This window comes from Pseudoalteromonas sp. ESRF-bin5 (genome assembly GCF_002632075.1).
In the GTDB taxonomy this organism is placed as follows: domain Bacteria; phylum Pseudomonadota; class Gammaproteobacteria; order Enterobacterales; family Alteromonadaceae; genus Pseudoalteromonas; species Pseudoalteromonas marina.
Genome location: NZ_NTLW01000166.1, coordinates 1 through 18,666, shown reverse-complemented (window position 1 = coordinate 18,666; position 18,666 = coordinate 1). Strand labels below are relative to the sequence as shown.

The following is an 18,666-nucleotide window of genomic DNA, read 5'->3' as shown; positions in this document are numbered from 1 at the left end:
GTCATTGGTGAAGCAGATGGTGTCTGGCCATTCCGCTCTTGCTTTAATTGAGTAACCCACTTACTGACGGTTGATTTACCCACCCCCATCGCTTTGGCTGCTTCTTCTTGAGTATAACTTTGGTCAACTACAAGCTGAGCTGTTTCTAACTTGATTGCCGCAGAATACGTTGCGCGTTTTAATTTCGTCATTTTTTCACCCAAATTTGTATGCTTATTAGCATAACATTTCTTTCTTAATGGGTGGCCAAATTAACTATGCCACTACAGCGAAAAGAGTATCGAGTAGGTAAGTTTAAAAACGTACCGCGCTATCAAAGCAACAATGAAACAATGAGTAAATTCCCAACAAAAAAATAGCTGGATAACATTCAAAAGCTTAAGAAAAAAAATGAGCGTCTTAAGCAGGAGAATGACCTGCTAAAAAAGTGGCAACGGTATCTGGCGGAAGTACATCAGAACGATTTGGATTCATCCAAAAATTCGGACAAGCCTTAGGTGTAAAATACTTGTGTTCTTGGCTTAATGTTTCGCGTAGTGGGTTTTATGCTTGGCGTGACAGAACAGTGTCAGCTAGAGCGCTGTTAGATGCTAATTTGTTGCTGAAGATAAAACACGTCTACAATAGAAAAATTAACAAGACACTTATTATAAATTTTGCACTTTAAGCGGGTTAAAACAAAAACAACAACGATACCCATACAAATACTCTACAGCAATAAACGCTAAAAAATAAAATAAGCAAAACCGCAAAGCTAAATAGAACGTATTTTACTTATACATTCTATTTTTAGGCTATGTTATGAAATATCTCAAATACCTTTTCTTACTCGTATTCAGCGTGTTTTCGAATGCCAGTGAAAGTATTCCATTGAATGACTTATCCAGTTTACGATGGGAAAATCGCTTGATTATATTAAATAAACCTACAGATACTGAGCACGTATTAAGCCTAATGAAACACAGTTCAGAAGGGATTAATGACCGACACATAGTTTGGTTTATTTTGAAAGAAAGTGAGGCTTTAACTAACTATTCTGGTCGGTTATCCGAGTCGTTCATGTCAAATGTTAGGCAGCAATATCAACTAAAAAACAATACCGTTACTTTAATAGGAAAAGATGGGGGCATTAAATCTCAAGGAAGCACCATTGATGTTAAAGCACTTTTTTCGATTATAGATGCCATGTATATGCGACAGCGAGAAGTACAACTAAAAAATTAAAAATTGGTGCCATTTAAAAATAAAAGCTGTGGGCTTGTTAAAGCATTGGGTTTAATTAAGTACTTTCACTAATAATACCGTCTAATGCTAAACTACAAAAAATTAATTACTTAATACAGCTATGGCATTTTACCTTTCCTTATTACAGCCTCACTTTAAACACATTGAAATAGGTGCAACACTTACTTCGCTTTGGAGCGGGTGTGGCAGTATTATTGAGTGCAGGCTTGATAATGTGCCTTGTGTTATTAAGGCGATTAGAATACCCAGCCACATAAACCATCCAAAAATTAAGCAAAGCGAATTTGCATTAAAAAGAAAGCAGCAGTCTTATAATGTTGAATATAACTTTTATAAGCATTACAGCCAGCATTTACCTAAAACAGCAAGCAGTATTGAATGTGTGAGTGCTATTAATTGTGGCGATGAGTATGCGCTGGTATTTAAAAATTTTACTCAGTTTGGGTTTACGCAAGCCAGCTCGTTGCATATAAAGCCAATATTAAAGTGGCTTGCTCACTTTCATGCGTTTAATTTAAATAAGCAGCATGATGATTTGTGGGAGCAAGGGTGTTATTGGCATTTAAATACCCGGCCAGATGAATTTAACGCGCTTGTTTCAAACCCTAATAATCAGTTTGATATAAAAGCGGCAGCTAAAAAATTAGCTTACCAGTTAGAACACCCTAAGTATAAAACGTTACTACATGGCGATGCTAAAGTGGCCAATTTTGCCGTTAATTCAAATAATGAAATACGTGGTTACGACTTTCAGTACACAGGCGCTGGCGTTGGTATAGTCGATGTTATGTATTTTATGACGAGCTGCTATAGCTGTGAAGAATTACATGCTCATGCAACAAGCGAACTTACCTATTATTTTTATGAGTTAGAACATGCGCTAACTCAGTATCAACCTAATATACCTGCTCAAGCGGTAAAAAAGGAATGGAAAGCGTTGTGGCCTGCTTCGTGGGCTGATTTTTATCGCTTTTTAGCCGGCTGGAGTCCGGAACATTACAAAATAAATAGTTATATGCATGACCAAGTTGTGAGTTGGTTTAAAACCAACAGCTGAACTTTTACAATTGTGTTGTGCATAAATATCAAACAAACACATATATTTGCGCACAATGTATGAGAATTGGTTTAAAACTACAGGTCAAATGATCATTTTTAATATAAAATATCGCTAATTATTGTCTAAGTAGGTTTTCATCATGGCTATTCACGTTATTACTCATCCACTTGTTCAACATAAATTAGGCTTAATGCGCGCTTTCGGAATTAGCACTAAAAGCTTTCGTGAGCTGTGCTCAGAAGTTGGCACATTATTAACGTACGAAGCAACGAAAAATATTTCCCTTGAAGACAATGAAATAACCAGTTGGGATGGCAACAAACTTAACGTACAGCATATTAAAGGTAAAAAAATTACAGTGGTGCCTATCTTACGTGCAGGTTTAGGTATGATGGATGGTGTTATGCAGTTGTTGCCTGCGGCTAAAGTGAGCGTAGTTGGCCTTCAACGCAACGAAGAAACGCTTGAGCCAATTCCTTATTTTGAGAAGTTGGTTGGTAACATTGAACAACGTCTTAGCTTGGTTATTGACCCGATGCTTGCAACAGGTGGCTCGATGATTGCCACAATAGACATGTTAAAAAAAGCGGGCTGTAAAGAAATCAAAGTTATAGTGTTAGTTGCAGCCCCTGAAGGGGTAGAAAAAACGTTAGCAGCTCACCCTGATGTAGAAATATTTACCGCAGCGGTAGATAGCCACTTAAACGAAAAAGGATATATAGTGCCTGGTTTAGGTGATGCGGGTGATAAAATATTTGGTACGGTGTAGTCGTCATTAATTAGCGTTAATTGTGTTTCGCGTTAGGGGCAATGCAATCATTAAAGAGGCTTTCTGAGGAAGGCCTTTTTCGTGTTTGTTTATTACTTTATAACTGCAAAAAGCAATGTTTAAATTTAGGAGTGTGTAGTGAAAAGTAACGCAACGTTTTCAATTAAGACAATTTTAACCGGCGCACAAATGCTATTTGTTGCATTTGGTGCATTGGTATTGGTGCCGTTATTAACGGGACTCGATCCTAGTGTGGCACTGTTTACTGCAGGTGTTGGCACATTACTATTTCAATTAGTGACTAAAGGGCAGGTACCAATATTTTTAGCCTCTTCGTTTGCGTTTATAGCTCCCATTATTGCAGGTGTACAAATGTGGGGCGTACCCGCTACGATGGGCGGATTAATGGCCGCTGGCGTTGCTTATATGTTGTTAGGTTTGTTAGTTAAATTTAAAGGTGTGGCGACTCTTCATAAAATTTTACCACCGGTTGTTGTTGGCCCCGTTATTATGGTGATAGGTTTAGCGCTTGCGCCTGTTGCAGTTAATATGGCAATGGGTAAAACAGGTGATGGCAGCGTTCAGCTAATTGATTACAACAGTGCTATTTTAATTTCCATGTTTTCACTTGTGGTAACGCTTATTTTTGCCGTGTGGGGTAAAGGAGTATTTAAGTTAATTCCTATATTGGCAGGCGTAATATCGGGCTATGGTTTATCGCTTGCGTTGGGCGTAGTGCAGTTTGATGCGGTAAGTAATGCACACTGGTTTGCTATTCCAAACTTTACACTGCCAGAGTTTAAATGGCAGGCTATTTTGTTTATGGTGCCTGTGGCCATTGCGCCAGCTATTGAGCATATAGGCGATATGATGGCTATAAGCCAAGTGACTAAAAAAGACTTTTTAAAAAAGCCAGGTCTGCACCGTACTTTGTTTGGTGATGGATTAGCAACATCTGCGGCGTCGTTATTTGGAGGCCCGCCAAACACGACGTATTCAGAGGTGACTGGCGCGGTAATGTTAACTAAAAACTTTAATCCAAAAGTAATGATGTGGACCGCTATTATTGCTATTGCTCTGGCGTTTATTGCAAAAATGGGAGCTGGGTTACAAACCATACCGGTGCCTGTGATGGGCGGTATTATGATTTTATTATTTGGTTCGATTGCGGTCGTTGGACTCAATACGTTGGTTAAGTCGGGTGATGATTTAACAGCGCCTCGTAACTTAAGTATTGTTGCCCTTATTTTAGTGTGTGGCATTGGCGGTATGCACATAGGTAGCAGTCAATTTAGTTTAGAGGGCGTTAGCTTGTGTGCCGTTTTAGGTATAGTGCTTAATTTAGTACTCCCCAAAGTAGAGCAAACCGCTGCTTAACTTTGAACATTAGTTAAAATATTTGCACCAATTTGGCGCGTTTTAAACGCGCCTTTTTTATAACCTATTAAAAAGGTTATAAAAATAATGTTGGTCTAGTCCCTGCATTTAGTACTCTGAACACTATGTATTTAAGGAGTTACTATGTCAGAGGCCAATATTGTGGATATAACCCCGTTTTTAGCAAAGCATCAACTGCCTTTAAAGTATCAATATTTAAGTGAGCAGTACTTTGTACCTCTTGCGCATGACATTCTCGAATCAAAAAAATCATCAACTCCTCTTTTTGTTGGCATTAATGGTTGCCAAGGCTCCGGCAAAACAACTCTTGCAGACTTTTTAGTCACGTGGTTTAGCAACAATACGTCGTTAAATACGGTCGCTTTATCAATCGACGATTTTTATCTAGGTAAAGAAAGCCGTAAGCAACTAGCTCAAGACGTACATCCTTTATTTGTAACACGTGGCGTACCCGGTACACACGATACCGACCTGATGAATAAAACAATTACTCAGTTATTAGCTGGCGAGGTGGGCGTAGCATTACCGCGTTTTAACAAACACCAAGACGACTGCGTTGCAGAGCAAGATTGGGTTAAAAATTTAGCGCCTGTTGATATTGTGTTTTTAGAAGGGTGGTGTGTAGGAAGCGAGCCACAGCCGCTATTTTCACTAAGCGAACCTCTGAATGAATTAGAACAATTAAGTGATAAAGAAGGTGTGTGGCGTCGTTGTATAAATAGCTGCTTAGCAAACGAATATAAATCTATTTTTAATAAAATAGATTATAAAATCATGCTCAAAGCGCCTAGCTTTTCAGATGTTTTTACGTGGCGAAAAGAGCAAGAACAAAAGCTAATAGCTAAAAGTGGTGTTGGTACAGGCACGATGACAGACGAGCAGTTAGTTTATTTTATTTCTCATTTTGAGCGTATAACGCGTGAAAACTTAAATACATTGAGTCGTAAAGCAAACGCACTCATTGAGCTTGATAGCAATCGCGACATAGTAAATATGCACTTAACAAGTGATGATACCCTACAGCCTATTATTTTTACTGACTTAGACGGTACTTTACTCGACCATACAGATTACAACACAAGCAATGTAAGCGAGCTACTTCAGCAGTTACAAAGCGCACACATTCCTGTGGTATTTAATACCAGCAAAACATTTTGCGAAGTGGTTGAAATAAAAAACGAGTTGAACATTCAGCAACCTTTTATTGTTGAAAATGGCGCAGCAGTATTTATACCGCAAAACTATTTTGAGCTTAAGCCAATAGGCTGTAAAGAAGTGGCAGGTTATTGGTGTTACGCGTTAGCGTCACCGCTATCTAGCTTGTTAAGTGATTTAGACTCATTAGATGCACAATATAAAGCACACTATAAATTATTTAGTGAGTTAAGCAGCGAGAAAATAAGCGAGCTTACCGGATTAAACAATGCGCAAGCTAGGCGCGCTCAAACACGCGATTACTCCGATCCTTTGTACTGGTATGGCAGTGACGAATTACTCGATACCTTTGTAAATGACGTAACAGCACTTGGCTACGAAATAAAGATAGGTGGCCGATTTATTCATATTGCTAAAAATACCGACAAAAGCGCTGCGCAGCAGTGGTTAGTTAAACAATTTACCCAACATTTTAGAAAGCCTCTCACAGTAATAGCCCTAGGTGATAGTGACAACGATAAGCAGATGTTAGAACACGCTGATATCGCCATCATCATCAATAACCCAAGCAGTAAAAAGCCGGTTAAATTATCGCATAACAAGGCACGTTATTCTCAATCGCCCGCGCCGCAGGGCTGGGTTGAAGAAATAACAACATTGCCAAGCATTAGCAGCATTTTAAATACTATTGAGGAGCAAAAATCACATGGCTGATTTTTATCAAAATGGCATTATCACGACTTTACATAATATTGCAGATAGACCGATTGAAGCACTAGAAGAAGAGCTAATAAGCTTTAGTAAACAACGCCCTATGGGGCTAATTCTCCCTTCTTTGTTTAGCGAGTTAGAAGGTCCGGCACTACAAAATATAATAAAAGAGTTAAGAGAAGTGCCGTACTTGTCGCAAATAACAATTGGCTTAGATAGAGCCGATGAGCAGCAATACCGCCATGCACTTGGTTTTTTTAAAGAGTTAAACCAAAATCACAAAGTGTTGTGGAACGACGGCCCACGTTTGCAAGCACTTGATAAAGAGCTTCAAGAATTAGGCGTTGCACCAAGAGAGCTGGGTAAAGGGCGTAACGTTTGGTATTGCATGGGTTATAAGCTTGCAACCGCCGAGGTTGAGTCTATAGCGCTTCATGACTGCGATATTTTAACCTATGACAGAAGCTTACTTGCACGTCTTATTTATCCGGTTGCACACCCTCGTTTTAACTACGAGTTTTGTAAAGGATTTTACCCGCGTACAGCCAACGGCAAAATTAATGGCCGTGTATCGCGTTTATTAGTCACACCTTTGTTGCGCTCATTTAAAACCATTTTAGGTAATACAGACTACCTTGAATATATGGATTCGTTTAGGTACCCATTAGCGGGTGAGTTTTCGTTTAGGCGCGACGTATTAAACGATATTCGTATTCCAAGTGACTGGGGGCTTGAAATAGGCGTATTGAGTGAAATGTATCGAAACTACTCGCATAACCGTTTATGCCAAGTAGATATTGCCGATAACTACGATCACAAACATCAAGCGTTGTCGCTTGACGATCAAAGTGCCGGTTTGTCTAAAATGTCGATTGATATTACGAAGGCATTATTTAGAAAACTCGCTACCCAAGGGGTGACATTTACTAGCGAAACTATTCGTTCATTAAAAGCAACGTACTACCGAATTGGCTTAGATTTTATTGAAACCTACCACAATGATGCGCTTATGAACGGACTAACACTGGATGTTCACCAAGAAGAAAAAGCCGTAGAAATGTTTGCACAAAACATTATGGAAGCAGGCCAACACTTTTTAGATAACCCAATGGAAGCGCCATTTGTACCAAGTTGGAACCGAGTGGTATCGGCTATGCCTGATGTATTTGAACGTTTAAAAGAGGCGGTAGAGCTCGATAACGAAGAATACAGTTAAGTTATAAAATAAATATAAAAATGGTTAAAGGAGTCGCGTGTGAGTACAGTGAATGAATTATTTTTACAGCGAGTAGAGCAGCACCTACACATTATTTACCAAGATGTTGAGCTGCCTATATCGATAGCAGAGTTTGCACAGCAACTCATTAAAATTATTTTAGGTGACAGTCCACTTCGCGACCCAACTCCACACACTAACCGATGGGATGAGCAAGACATTGTACTGATTGCTTATGGTGATTCGATTATAAAGCACGACGATACTGAGTTTGCGGTAGCAAACCCAATCGAAGCACCACTAAAAACCTTGCATCGATTTATAAAAGAGCAGTGCGATATGCAAATTAACGCCCTGCATATTTTACCCTTTTACCCGTATAGTTCTGACGAAGGGTTTGCGGTGATGAACTACGTGCAAGTCAACGAGTCGTTAGGTGATTGGGAAGACATAAAACGCATTGCTAAAGATGTAAAGCTAATGGCTGATTTAGTTATTAACCATTGCTCTAGCCGAAGTGTTTGGTTTGAAAATTTTTTAAATGATTTACACCCCGGCAAAGATTACTTTAAAACTGCAAGTTTAAGCGATGATTTAAGCCAAGTTGTGCGTCCGCGCACATCGTCTTTACTCAATACAGTAACAACTCCCAGTGGTGAAAAGCATGTATGGTGTACGTTTAGCCATGATCAAGTTGACTTTGATTTTGCGAACCCGGAGGTTTTGAAAGAGTTTGTAGGCATTATTCGTCATTATTTAGACAACGGTGTGAGGCTTTTTAGGCTCGATGCAGTGGCGTTTTTATGGAAACAACTTAATACAAGTTGTATCAACCTGCCACAAACCCACGAAGCCGTTAGGCTAATGCGCACACTTATTGAGCATGTTGAGCCAAGTGTGGTGATCATCACTGAGACAAACATACCAAACCAAGAAAACCTGTCGTATTTTGGTAATGCCAATGAAGCGCATGCTATTTATAACTTTGCTTTACCTCCGTTACTACTGCATACCTTATTAAGTGGTGATAGTTCGGCACTCAAGCATTGGATGATGAGCATGCCACCTGCGCAAAACGGTACCGCATACTTTAATTTTATTGCGTCTCATGATGGTATAGGGCTTCGTCCAATTGAGGGATTATTGCAGCCAACTGAAGTGGCGTCGCTGGTCAGTACAACCATGCAATTTGGTGGTCGCGTTTCAATGCGAACCAGTAACGATGGCACCCATACACCATATGAGTTAAATATTGCGTTATTTGATGCAATGCAAGGAACACATAATGGGCCTGACAAATTTGGCTTTGAGCGTTTTATGTGCGCGCATGCCATTATGTTCGCGCTTGAGGGGATACCTGGCTTATATATTCATAGTTTACTTGCCACAACTAATGATTATGAGCGTTTTGAAAACTCGCAACACAACAGGGCAATTAATCGCCATCGTTGGCAAGAATCAAAACTGTTAGCCGCAATTGGCGAAAAATACAGCCATCATCACAAAGTGTTCACTTCAATTAAAAACTTATTAGGTGTGCGTAAAAAACAACGTGCATTCCATCCTAATGCCACTCAGTTTACGTTACATCTTTCTGGTGGATTATTTGGCTTTTGGCGCCAGAGTATAGACCGCAGACAAAGTATTTTTTGTGTATTTAATATTAGCGATAAACCGCAAACACTTTTATTGGCTGACTTAAATTTAATTAATACTCAGCAGTGGTTTGACTTAGTGTCAGGAAAAACAATAGAGGAAGGGCAGTTAACAATTGAACTTGAACCGTATCAATGTGTTTGGCTAAGTAATATAAAATAACAAATAGGCCGGTCACGCGTTGCCTGGCCTATTATTCACTTTAAATTAAAGCTTGTAAGAAAAGCTTACATAACCAAAGCGGCCAATGTTATCGTAGCTTGCGCTACCGGCGCCTGTACCGCGTGTACCGTATGGTAGTTCACGGTTAAATAGGTTATCTACACCTACTTTAACGCCAACACCGCTATCGAAGCTGTAACCTACAGTCATATCGGTAATAAAGTATTTACCGTAGCTCATGTTGCTATTAGGGTTTGAGTTTTGAGCAAGTTCAACATTTGTATAAAGGTCTACTTCGTCAATAAAGCGTGTTTCAACAGTGCTGAAAAAGCGGTCAATTGAGTAGCTTACAGATAGATTTGCTTGCCATTTAGCTTCGCCAGAAGTACCTGCAGCTTCAATAAAGTTGCTTGGATCATCTTGGAAAGGGTAGTCTTTTCGTTCAATTAAGTAAGTACCAATTAAACGTGTTTTAAAGCTACCTTCTAGGGCTTCAAAATCGTAGCCTAGTTCGAAATCAACACCCGATGCTTTTTGACCCGCCACGTTTAATACAGAGTTTTGGATTAACGAAATTTCGCTGTTTGCATCGCGCGTAATTAAATTACAGTACTGGTTGTTGATGCCAGTAGTGCTGTCTACACAGCGGTCAAGAATATCTTGCGCGCTGATTGTATCAATGGCATCTTCAAGTTCAATTTCCCAGTAATCGATAGTTAATACTGCGTTGTCAATAAACTCTGGTTGGTAAACAATACCTACCGTTGTACTTGTTGACTCTTCACCTTTTACGTTACGGTTACCGCTTGTTAAGCCATTTAAAGACGCTGAATCGTAGTCTGAGTTAAAATCATTTGCTACACCTAATGCGGCACAGTTAGCGCGGCGGGTCGTGCTGTTTGACAAGTCATTTAGGTTTTCAGCACGACATGGATCGTCAACACTGTAGAAAGTTTGGCTAGGTGCGCCAAAAACTTCACCAATATTAGGCGCTCTAAGGGCAGCAGATTGCGTTACACGCACGCGTAGCTCGTCGTTTACTGTCCAATCAAGGCCTAGTTTCCAGCTAGTTGCTTCGCCAATAGTACTGTAATCGGCATGGCGTACCGCGGTATCAAACACTAAGTCTTGAATAAGCGGTAAATCAGTTAAGATAGGCATTGAAGCTTCAAAAAACACTTCACGCACGTTAAACGAGCCTTTATCTTCGCCTAGTGCGTTAAAAAATGTACCTTCTGCGTTATCTGGCTCGTTCGTTTCGCTTTCTTCTTTACGATACTCTGCGCCAAAAGCAATACCTACATAACCGGCTGGTAGCTCAAAAATAGCGCCGTTTGCAAGCGAAGCTGATACAACAGTTTGCTCAATGGTGGAGTCGCCAATAGACACTGTGTTTATGTAATCAATGGCTTGTTGGCTTGGTGCGCCAAAGCCCATAATATTAACAGGTACACAGCCATCAGCTTGCGCCTCTGCGCTACGACACACAATATTACCATTTGCATCTTCAACGGCATCAAGCGCATTAAAGTAGTTTGCTAAAATCATGTTAGCGCCATTTTCGCGCTCTAATTCTGTTTTACCGTATACGATTGATGTATCTAGTTCCCAATCTTCAAATACAGTGCCTTGTAAGCCTGTAACAAAACGGGTTGTTTCACGGGTGTTGTTTTCAACGCGGCGGCCTAAGTCAGTCATCATGCGGTTAACCATGATTGACTCAACACCTTCTTCTTCCATACGCGCTTTAATGCTTGGGTCTAGGTATGGGTTATCTAGCTTAATGCTGTTGTCGCTGTCAAAAAAGAAAAACGCAGGTTGGCCTATGCTTTCGCCTTGGCTATTTACATATTTAGCGTCGAAGTAAGCATTTAAATCATCAGTCACATCGTAGTTAACTTTAAAGTTTACGTTGTAACGTTCAAACTCAGGTTGAATTTCTTCAAACTGACCTAGGTTAAAAAAGTCACAGTTAGCACATGAAAGGCCGTCAACATTGTCACCAATGTATAAGTCGCGAGCGGTACTATCTGGGTTGAAGCTATTTGTGTAACCATTTTCTAATGCATAAACACCTGCGTTGTTGATCGCGTAGTAACCAGCGTTAGGTGTTAGTATTTTGTCTGGAAAGTCTGCGCTGTCTTTGTTTTCATCGGTTTGCGCCTGATTACGTAGGCTTCTGAACGATGTGCTAGTCCAAGGGTGGTCTAAAGCATTTAACGACTCTTGTGACGAATACTCTACTGCAAAAGCTGCATTACCACGATCATCATTAAAGTTTGAACCGTATGAAAAAGTCGCTTTTTTGTTGTTATAGCTATTTAGGTCGGCAAAGCCACGGGTTAGGCTTACATCTAAACCTTCAATATTATCTTTTAAAATAAAGTTAACTACACCCGTTACGGCGTCAGCACCATATACAGCAGAGGCGCCACCAGTAATAATTTCAACACGTTCAATCCATACGCTTGGAATTGTATTAGTGTCAACTGATTGAGAGCCCGCAGAGCTTGATACGTGACGTTTACCGTTTACAAGTACAAGTGTGCGGTCTGTTCCCATATTACGTAAATCAAGGATGTTTAAACCTGCAGTACCTATAAAACGACCAGAGTTAGCCATTGAATAAGTGCTACCCAGTGCAGGAAGGTTATTTAATGCTTCACCAATATTAACAGCGCCACTATTTACAAGTTGATCGCCACTGATTACGGTTACGGGTGCCGGTGCAATTGCGCCTTCACGTAATATGCGTGAGCCTGTTACTTCAACGCGTTCTATTTTTTTTGCTACTTGCTCATCTTGAGCTAATACTGTGCTACTCGCTGTTGCAGCAGCGGTTAGTAGTGCACATTTAATGCTGTTGGAAATTAAAGAATAATGTTTCATGAGTTCCCTAATGGGTGTTTGTTATGAAAAAATGCTTAACAAAATTGGCATAGTTAAATAGCAACATTGTCATCACATTTGGCTAAAGAACTAACGATTATTACACGCTCGTAAATAAGATTAAACCCTCTGAAAGCCTCTATATTGTTGTATTAAGGTTTGAAATTAATTTTATTTATAGTGTTTTAAGTTGTTACTTTTGTTTAAATTATGATGACAATAAGATGGGGTTTTTCTTGGTTGTTTACCTTTTTTGGCCACGTTGTTTACATTGAGTTATTAATATTAAAATTGGCGCGGTATTTTTGATCTATTTGCTGTTTATTTGACTCGTCAAAATGATAGTTAAATTGCAGATGTAATTAACAGGTGTGTTTGTTAATTGTGCTATTAAGTTACTTAAATGTATATTTTTGCTGATTTAGCGAGCGGGGCGTTCAATGGTGTTATTAAAATAAATGTTTAAATTGAGTAAATTTCATCATCTTTATTAAATGTGTCGTTATTCATTTGTTGATCTAGATATATTCAATGTTAGTAAGATAGGTAGTTATTTGATTTTAACTTAATGCTGACAATTACCAATAATAATTTGTAAACCCCCTTTACAGCATATAAAGAGTGATTGCTGATTCGTTACTTTATTCTGTTTACTTGATACAATTTGTATTATCAGTTTTTTTAGGGTTATTCATGAAATACACTTACCTCATTATTGTCATTTTATTTAGCTCGCTCAGTTATGCTAGCGAGACTATTGATCTAGAATTAAACATGAAAAACACAGGGCTTGCTTATAAAAAAGCGGTACAAGCTAGCCAGTTAACAGAGTTTAATACCGCAATTGATGAATTTATTAAGCTGGTTGAAGTAAGCAAAACGGCAAAGTTTTACAAGAAGCCCGAACAGTCGGTTAAGGGGCTTGATAAAGTGCTTACACAAGCAAGGCTTGCTAAACAAGCGGCTAATCAGCAAGGGCTTACTGCTGCTAAAGTACCGCTTAAACGCATTGATGATTTACGAAAAAAATATCATAAACTACATGAGCCACCAGGCTTTTTTGAATTATTGTTTGGAAAGTAAGGAATAGTTATGGAAATTTCGGTTTCATTATTAGAAGGCCAAAAGCAAAGTGCTAAATTTGGTGATTTGGAAGTCATTAGCGATCAGAGTATTTCGGCTGGTGGTGGTGCAGAGCACCCAGAACCATTTGACTACTTTTTAGTGAGTATGGTTTTGTGTGCAGGGTTTTATGCGCGAAAATTTTGTGAGCAACGTGACATTTCTACAGAAGGTATGACACTTACACAAAACAACGAAAATGTAGATGAAAATGGTAAAAAGTTATTTTCAATCGAAATTAATTTGCCTGATGGTTTTCCTCAAAAGTATAAAAAAGCATTAATTGCGGCAGTAAATACATGTACTGTTAAAAAAGTAATTCAAGCTGTGCCTGAGTTTTCTGTTGTTGTAAAATAAATTCACCAATATGTAGGTAACTTTAACGAGTTACCTCTTTCATTTTAATACCCTTGCCTTGCCGCTCACCCTAAAATACGACGTTTTTAGATAGCTATAAACACAACAATTACGAGTTGTAATTTGGTGTATTTTTTATTGGCTTTTCAATATGTGATGCTTTTATAAACACTCCTGATGGCTATTTAAACAAATAAATCAAAAAGTAATCACTTAGTTCAAAAATACTGGCTATTCATGTTTAGGCTGTTATAACTATAAACACAACAATAAAAATAGTTAAACCATATTTACAGTAGGTACTGAGGTATTTTATGAGCGACGCAATACAACAAGAACAAATAGATCAAGGGGTAATGGAGACCTTAAGAGAGCGCGACCATAGTGCCTTAGCACAGCAAGTTAACCATCTTGCATGCAACCACAACGATATTATTGAGCTGCTGGCTCACTATATGGCGTTGAGCGAGCAAGAAAATGATGAACTATTTGATGACTGGTACGATAATCTATCAAAAGACCAACATACTGTTTTAAAAGTATTTGAGGTATATAGAGGCCAATACGAACATCAAAATTAAATCTTTATTTAATTAATAGCTTGTATTGGTTGTATACTAAGATTTATTGATAAAGATTATACGGCGGTTAATTTGAGTAAGAGTTAATACAAGTTAGCTTTTAACATTTTGTCGATAACATTACTTATATTACAGATAAAGGCGTGCTTTAAAGTGCTAAATTCAGAATCGATAAAAGCGAGAAACAATGTAAAGGTAATTGGTAGCGGCTCTAAAACATTGCTATTTGGACATGGATTTGGATGTGACCAAAACATGTGGCGTTTTTTAACTCCTTATTTAGATACGCAATTTAGGGTTGTGCTTTTCGATTATGTGGGGTCAGGTAATTCGGATATATCTCAATACGAAAAACAGCGATACAAGAAACTAGAAGGTTATGCATTAGATGTTATAGAAGTATGTACTGCTTTGGAATTATTTGATGTTGTATTTGTTGGTCATTCTGTCAGTAGTATGATTGGTGCCTTGGCTGCTTTTGAAAGGCCTGATTTAATTAGTAAGTTAATTATGGTATGCCCCTCGCCTTGCTTTTTAAATTTCCCGCCAGATTACCAAGGTGGCTTTGATAAAGAAGACTTGCAAGAATTATTAAGCTTAATGGATAAAAATTATATCGGTTGGGCTGATTACCTTGCACCTTTAGTTGTAGGTAATGCTAACTCGGCTGAGTTGATTGGCGAGCTTTCAGGTAGTTTTTGTTCTACCGATCCTGTTATAGCCAAAAATTTCGCAGAGGCGACGTTTTTTTCTGACTATCGTTTTCTATTAAAGAAAATAAAACAACCTACATTAATTTTGCAAAGCCAAGATGATGCTTTGGCGGATGTATCTGTTGGTGAGTTCGTAAAACAAGAGATAGAAACCAGCTCGCTCATTGTTATAGCCGCCCAAGGCCATTGTTTACAAATGACTCATCCCGAGATTGTAAGTGAATCTATTATTAATTACATGCAGTAATTGGTGTGAGTAAATTCAACCCAAATAATGTAACACCAACAACTTATTCAGTTGACTGCTTTCTATGCGGTGCTTTAATAACTGACTCTAAAAATACAATTGTTTATGTAAACAACTATTTTGAAAGCCACTTACTTTGGAAGCCGGACGAGTTAGTGGGTCAAAATATAAATAAAATTTTGACAAAATCGTCAAGAATTTTTTTTCAAAGCTACCTTATTCCCACCGTACTTCATGAGAAAAAGTCTGAAGAAATGCAGTTGATCATTTTTAATGGGCAAGGGCGAAAAACCCCGATGACTATTAACGCGCATATAAATGAAGAGGGATTGGTGTTTTGGAGCCTATTCAATTCATCAAAGCAGGATCAACTTTATGATGAGCTAATAAAAACACGAGAAAAACTAGAAGAGCAGGCTGAAGAGTTAAAGTCATTAGCTTCTACTGACGAGCTAACTAATTTGTTAAACAGAAGAGAAATGAATTACCGCAGTACTTTACTGTTAGAACAATCGTTAAGATCAAAGCAGTCTGTAGCCTTGCTTGTTATAGATATAGATAATTTTAAATTAATTAATGATACTTTTGGCCACTTAGAAGGCGATCGTGTTTTAAAAGAGCTTGGGCAAGCACTAAAAAGTTTTGGACGACAAACCGATTTAATTTCCCGCTATGGTGGTGAAGAATTTTTAATCATGCTATCAGACACAGATAAAAAAGGGGCCTTACTATTTTGTAATAGATTGCATGCCATTATTGCGGACATATTAGTCGATAATAAGCCTGTGACTGTGAGTATAGGTATGACCATAAGTAATACAATAAACACATTTATAGATTTATTTACACAAGCAGACAACGCTGTTTACCAAGCAAAATCGCTTGGTAAAAATAGAACTCAGCTGTTTGGGGACGATAACACTATTTAATGATTAGTATCGTTGTTGCATGTATTGTTGAGGAGTGAATTGCTGGGTTGCCAAATTCTATCCCATATTTTATCCATATCATTGAAGCTTGGACGTTGACTTATTTTGTCAAAATTACTGGCTGTGAGTCCCTCTGAATTTATTTCACCTACTTGAAAATTAAACACATACTGACATTCCATTCCCATGCGCAAGTCTGACAAAATCACTTTGTTTTGCTGCTCTCTTACTGAATAGAACCCTTTTGTAAACCATTGCAAGCGTTTTACACCCCATTCATTTTTAATGTTATTTAATAGCGAGGGATTTGTAGGATATGCACTAAGTGTTACCTCGTCGGGTTCATCAAATACAGAGGCATAGCCTTCATAGTAATGATCGTCAGACATAACAACGACTCGCCAAAGCAAGGTAGTAAGTGGCGCTGGTGTGCTTATATACTTCTCAGACGTAATGTTTTTGTTGTTTAGCGCCGTTTTTACTTTGTCATCAATCATGACTTTCAATGCAAAAGACGTACATAAATAAAGTGAGCTTAATCCAAGCGCAATACTATTAATTTTGTAGGCGGTGTTTGATGATACTTTAGGAAGTAACGTACACACCAATCCTAGCAATAATGGAAGTGTATAAAGGGGATCAATTATAAACATATTTGATAACGCAAAAGGGTACTCAGTAAACGGCCACATTAATTGGGTGCCATATACGGTAAAACTATCTAGCAATGCGTGGGTTGATAAGCACAAAAACACTAACCAAAACCATCTCACTTTGTAAGTTTGCATGCCAGAGTGTAATTTTAATATAAGCCATACGATAAGTGGGCTTATTAATAAATGGATAAAGAAGGAATGGCTAAAACCGCGATGATAAGTAAATGACTCTACAGGGCCGCCATAAGGTAAAAAAACATCTAAGTCGGGCAAGGTGCCAAGCGCTGCACCCCAAAATACCGCTTTACGACCAATTTTATTGCCTAGCACGGCGAAGCCTACAGCACTACCCAAAGCAACCTGTGTTAACGAGTCCATATCAATCCTTTATTAATTATAAGTCTGTTTATACTGATTAAAAGCGTAAAAAGGCCACTTATAATGCAAGCTTTGGTTTTATAAAATCTAAAAATGCAACAATGCGAGACGACACCGAACTGTTTTTGTAATAAACGGCTTGTATATCTTCTCGGTGGTTTGGTGTTTTAATACTATTTGGTAAAACATTGACTAACCTACCAGCTTTTAAATCGTTTCCAATCATAAAATGCGAGAGTAAAGCAATGCCTTGGTTTGCTATACATAGTTGTCTAATTGTTTCGCCGCTGCTTGCTGTGATTTCAAACGAAAGCTTTGAGGGTATGTTAAGAGGCCAGTTATTGAGCGCGGGTGAGTCGGTAAAGCCGATAAGTTTATGTTGGCCCAAATCGCTTGCTTGAGTAAGTTCAGGTGCGTTTTTCAAATACTCAGGGCTTGCGACCAAATGCAATTTACTGGCCCCCAACTTTTTTGCATACAGGTTTGAATCTTTTAAATCACCAATACGTATGGCTAGGTCAGTTTTATGCTCTAGTAAATCAATAATGCTGTCGTGAGAGGTAATATCAAGCGTAATGTGGGGGTACTGCATATTAAACTCAGCAATCAAAGGTACCAATTGATGCAGTACAAAAGGGCTTGCTGCATCAATACGTAACTTTCCACTGGGCGACTGTTTTAACAGTTTGATTGCTTCTTCGCCGGTTTGTAAGGTGTTTAAGCCATCACGAGCATATTTAATAAAGGTATGGCCCTCTTCGGTTAGCTCTAATCGGCGAGTGGTCCTGGTTAGTAACGTACATTGTAACGTATTTTCAAGACGAGACACGGCACGCGACACTTTTGCTACTTGCTGATTAAGCAAATTAGCGGCTGCTGAAAAACTCCCGCTATCTACTACCGTTAAAAACATTTCTAAGTCTTCGGTTTTTGCATGCTGAGCCATATTTTAGCACCTTACTTTTGCATTTATTACAAAAGTATTTTGTCACTAATGCTATTTTTTGCAAACACATTTTTAGTCAAACTGTAAGTCTTAACTAATAATGAGGATTTAATTATGCCATTGGCTTTGTGGGCGCTAACCTTAAGCGCATTTGCAATAGGAACAACCGAGTTTGTAATAGTGGGATTAGTGCCTACTATTGCAAACGATTTAGGCGTAAGCCTACCTTCAGCGGGTTTGCTAGTGAGTTTATATGCGGTAGGTGTGGCTATTGGTGCACCGGTACTTACTGCACTCACCGGGAAATGGAATCGTAAAATTGTACTTATAAGCTTAATGGGCTTATTTGTGCTGGGGAATTTATTAGCATGGCAAGCGCCAAGTTATGAAACATTAATACTTGCGCGTATTTTAACAGGCTTAGCCCATGGGGTGTTTTTCTCAATTGGTTCTATGATTGCCACAAGCTTAGTAAG

The 18,666-nt window shown here is 38.6% G+C and carries 17 protein-coding genes and 1 pseudogene; 14 read left to right on the top strand and 4 right to left on the bottom strand.

Annotated features, from left to right (window positions below):
- Positions 1 to 191: transposase (locus BCG07_RS09495; RefSeq protein WP_286889928.1), on the bottom strand; the 191-nt coding region annotated here is incomplete at its 3' end.
- 78 nt (positions 192 to 269) lie between these two features.
- On the opposite strand from BCG07_RS09495, the pseudogene BCG07_RS09490 reads away from it, so the two are divergent.
- From BCG07_RS09490 to BCG07_RS09455, 8 genes and pseudogenes are all read left to right on the top strand, one after another.
- Positions 270 to 625 (top strand): annotated as a pseudogene (locus tag BCG07_RS09490) (IS3-like element ISCps9 family transposase); the annotation flags it as partial.
- A 176-nt stretch (positions 626 to 801) separates the two neighbouring features.
- On the top strand, positions 802 to 1,224 hold the full coding sequence (locus BCG07_RS09485; RefSeq protein ID WP_286889927.1) for a DUF4174 domain-containing protein: 423 nt from the start codon (positions 802 to 804) through the stop codon (positions 1,222 to 1,224).
- 121 nt (positions 1,225 to 1,345) lie between these two features.
- Positions 1,346 to 2,302 carry a protein kinase family protein gene (locus tag BCG07_RS09480; protein WP_286889926.1) on the top strand — a complete coding sequence of 319 codons (957 nt, stop codon included), beginning with the start codon at positions 1,346 to 1,348 and terminating at the stop codon, positions 2,300 to 2,302.
- A gap of 142 nt (positions 2,303 to 2,444) precedes the next feature.
- A complete protein-coding gene (gene upp / locus BCG07_RS09475; RefSeq protein ID WP_286889925.1) occupies positions 2,445 to 3,074 on the top strand; it encodes a uracil phosphoribosyltransferase in 630 nt (209 codons plus the stop codon).
- A gap of 138 nt (positions 3,075 to 3,212) precedes the next feature.
- Positions 3,213 to 4,451 carry a uracil-xanthine permease family protein gene (locus tag BCG07_RS09470; protein WP_006791733.1) on the top strand — a complete coding sequence of 413 codons (1,239 nt, stop codon included), beginning with the start codon at positions 3,213 to 3,215 and terminating at the stop codon, positions 4,449 to 4,451.
- 144 nt (positions 4,452 to 4,595) lie between these two features.
- Positions 4,596 to 6,341 (top strand): HAD-IIB family hydrolase, encoded by a 1,746-nt coding sequence (locus tag BCG07_RS09465; protein WP_286889924.1) that lies wholly within the window; start codon positions 4,596 to 4,598, stop codon positions 6,339 to 6,341.
- A complete protein-coding gene (locus BCG07_RS09460; protein WP_006791735.1) occupies positions 6,334 to 7,554 on the top strand; it encodes a glycosyltransferase family protein in 1,221 nt (406 codons plus the stop codon). Before BCG07_RS09465 ends, BCG07_RS09460 begins: the two co-directional genes overlap by 8 nt.
- A gap of 39 nt (positions 7,555 to 7,593) precedes the next feature.
- Positions 7,594 to 9,372 (top strand): sugar phosphorylase, encoded by a 1,779-nt coding sequence (locus BCG07_RS09455; protein WP_010556278.1) that lies wholly within the window; start codon positions 7,594 to 7,596, stop codon positions 9,370 to 9,372.
- Between the two features lie 45 nt (positions 9,373 to 9,417).
- Here BCG07_RS09455 and BCG07_RS09450 read toward each other — a convergent pair whose 3' ends face one another.
- Positions 9,418 to 12,261, bottom strand: coding sequence for a TonB-dependent receptor domain-containing protein (locus tag BCG07_RS09450; protein WP_286889923.1), 2,844 nt, complete (start codon positions 12,259 to 12,261; stop codon positions 9,418 to 9,420).
- 693 nt (positions 12,262 to 12,954) lie between these two features.
- On the opposite strand from BCG07_RS09450, the gene BCG07_RS09445 reads away from it, so the two are divergent.
- The 5 genes from BCG07_RS09445 (at position 12,955) to BCG07_RS09425 (ending at position 16,210) form a co-directional block, all read left to right on the top strand.
- Positions 12,955 to 13,344 (top strand): cytochrome b562, encoded by a 390-nt coding sequence (locus tag BCG07_RS09445; RefSeq protein ID WP_039037452.1) that lies wholly within the window; start codon positions 12,955 to 12,957, stop codon positions 13,342 to 13,344.
- Positions 13,345 to 13,353: 9 nt separating this feature from the next.
- Positions 13,354 to 13,740 (top strand): OsmC family protein, encoded by a 387-nt coding sequence (locus BCG07_RS09440; protein ID WP_008127939.1) that lies wholly within the window; start codon positions 13,354 to 13,356, stop codon positions 13,738 to 13,740.
- Between the two features lie 314 nt (positions 13,741 to 14,054).
- Positions 14,055 to 14,321 (top strand): hypothetical protein, encoded by a 267-nt coding sequence (locus BCG07_RS09435; protein WP_138739661.1) that lies wholly within the window; start codon positions 14,055 to 14,057, stop codon positions 14,319 to 14,321.
- A gap of 153 nt (positions 14,322 to 14,474) precedes the next feature.
- The gene (locus BCG07_RS09430) at positions 14,475 to 15,281 is read left to right on the top strand and encodes an alpha/beta fold hydrolase (protein ID WP_138739662.1); all 807 of its coding nucleotides are present in this window, start codon (positions 14,475 to 14,477) and stop codon (positions 15,279 to 15,281) included.
- A 5-nt stretch (positions 15,282 to 15,286) separates the two neighbouring features.
- A complete protein-coding gene (locus BCG07_RS09425) occupies positions 15,287 to 16,210 on the top strand; it encodes a diguanylate cyclase (protein WP_138739663.1) in 924 nt (307 codons plus the stop codon).
- Here BCG07_RS09425 and BCG07_RS09420 read toward each other — a convergent pair.
- Together BCG07_RS09420 and BCG07_RS09415 are read right to left on the bottom strand one after the other, a co-directional pair.
- On the bottom strand, positions 16,207 to 17,244 hold the full coding sequence (locus BCG07_RS09420; protein ID WP_138739664.1) for a metal-dependent hydrolase: 1,038 nt from the start codon (positions 17,242 to 17,244) through the stop codon (positions 16,207 to 16,209). The genes BCG07_RS09425 and BCG07_RS09420 overlap by 4 nt on opposite strands.
- 58 nt (positions 17,245 to 17,302) lie before the next feature.
- Positions 17,303 to 18,190 (bottom strand): LysR family transcriptional regulator, encoded by an 888-nt coding sequence (locus BCG07_RS09415; protein ID WP_286889922.1) that lies wholly within the window; start codon positions 18,188 to 18,190, stop codon positions 17,303 to 17,305.
- Positions 18,191 to 18,304: 114 nt separating this feature from the next.
- On the opposite strand from BCG07_RS09415, the gene BCG07_RS09410 reads away from it, so the two are divergent.
- Positions 18,305 to 18,666: MFS transporter (locus BCG07_RS09410; RefSeq protein WP_286889921.1), on the top strand; the 362-nt coding region annotated here is incomplete at its 3' end.

Coding starts and splice junctions, on each gene's coding strand:
- BCG07_RS09485 (WP_286889927.1), top strand. CDS start 802: ATGAAATATCTCAAATACCTTTTCTTACTCGTATTCAGCGTGTTTTCG.
- BCG07_RS09480 (WP_286889926.1), top strand. CDS start 1,346: ATGGCATTTTACCTTTCCTTATTACAGCCTCACTTTAAACACATTGAA.
- upp (WP_286889925.1), top strand. CDS start 2,445: ATGGCTATTCACGTTATTACTCATCCACTTGTTCAACATAAATTAGGC.
- BCG07_RS09465 (WP_286889924.1), top strand. CDS start 4,596: ATGTCAGAGGCCAATATTGTGGATATAACCCCGTTTTTAGCAAAGCAT.
- BCG07_RS09460 (WP_006791735.1), top strand. CDS start 6,334: ATGGCTGATTTTTATCAAAATGGCATTATCACGACTTTACATAATATT.
- BCG07_RS09450 (WP_286889923.1), bottom strand. CDS start 12,261: ATGAAACATTATTCTTTAATTTCCAACAGCATTAAATGTGCACTACTA.
- BCG07_RS09445 (WP_039037452.1), top strand. CDS start 12,955: ATGAAATACACTTACCTCATTATTGTCATTTTATTTAGCTCGCTCAGT.
- BCG07_RS09440 (WP_008127939.1), top strand. CDS start 13,354: ATGGAAATTTCGGTTTCATTATTAGAAGGCCAAAAGCAAAGTGCTAAA.
- BCG07_RS09435 (WP_138739661.1), top strand. CDS start 14,055: ATGAGCGACGCAATACAACAAGAACAAATAGATCAAGGGGTAATGGAG.
- BCG07_RS09420 (WP_138739664.1), bottom strand. CDS start 17,244: ATGGACTCGTTAACACAGGTTGCTTTGGGTAGTGCTGTAGGCTTCGCC.
- BCG07_RS09415 (WP_286889922.1), bottom strand. CDS start 18,190: ATGGCTCAGCATGCAAAAACCGAAGACTTAGAAATGTTTTTAACGGTA.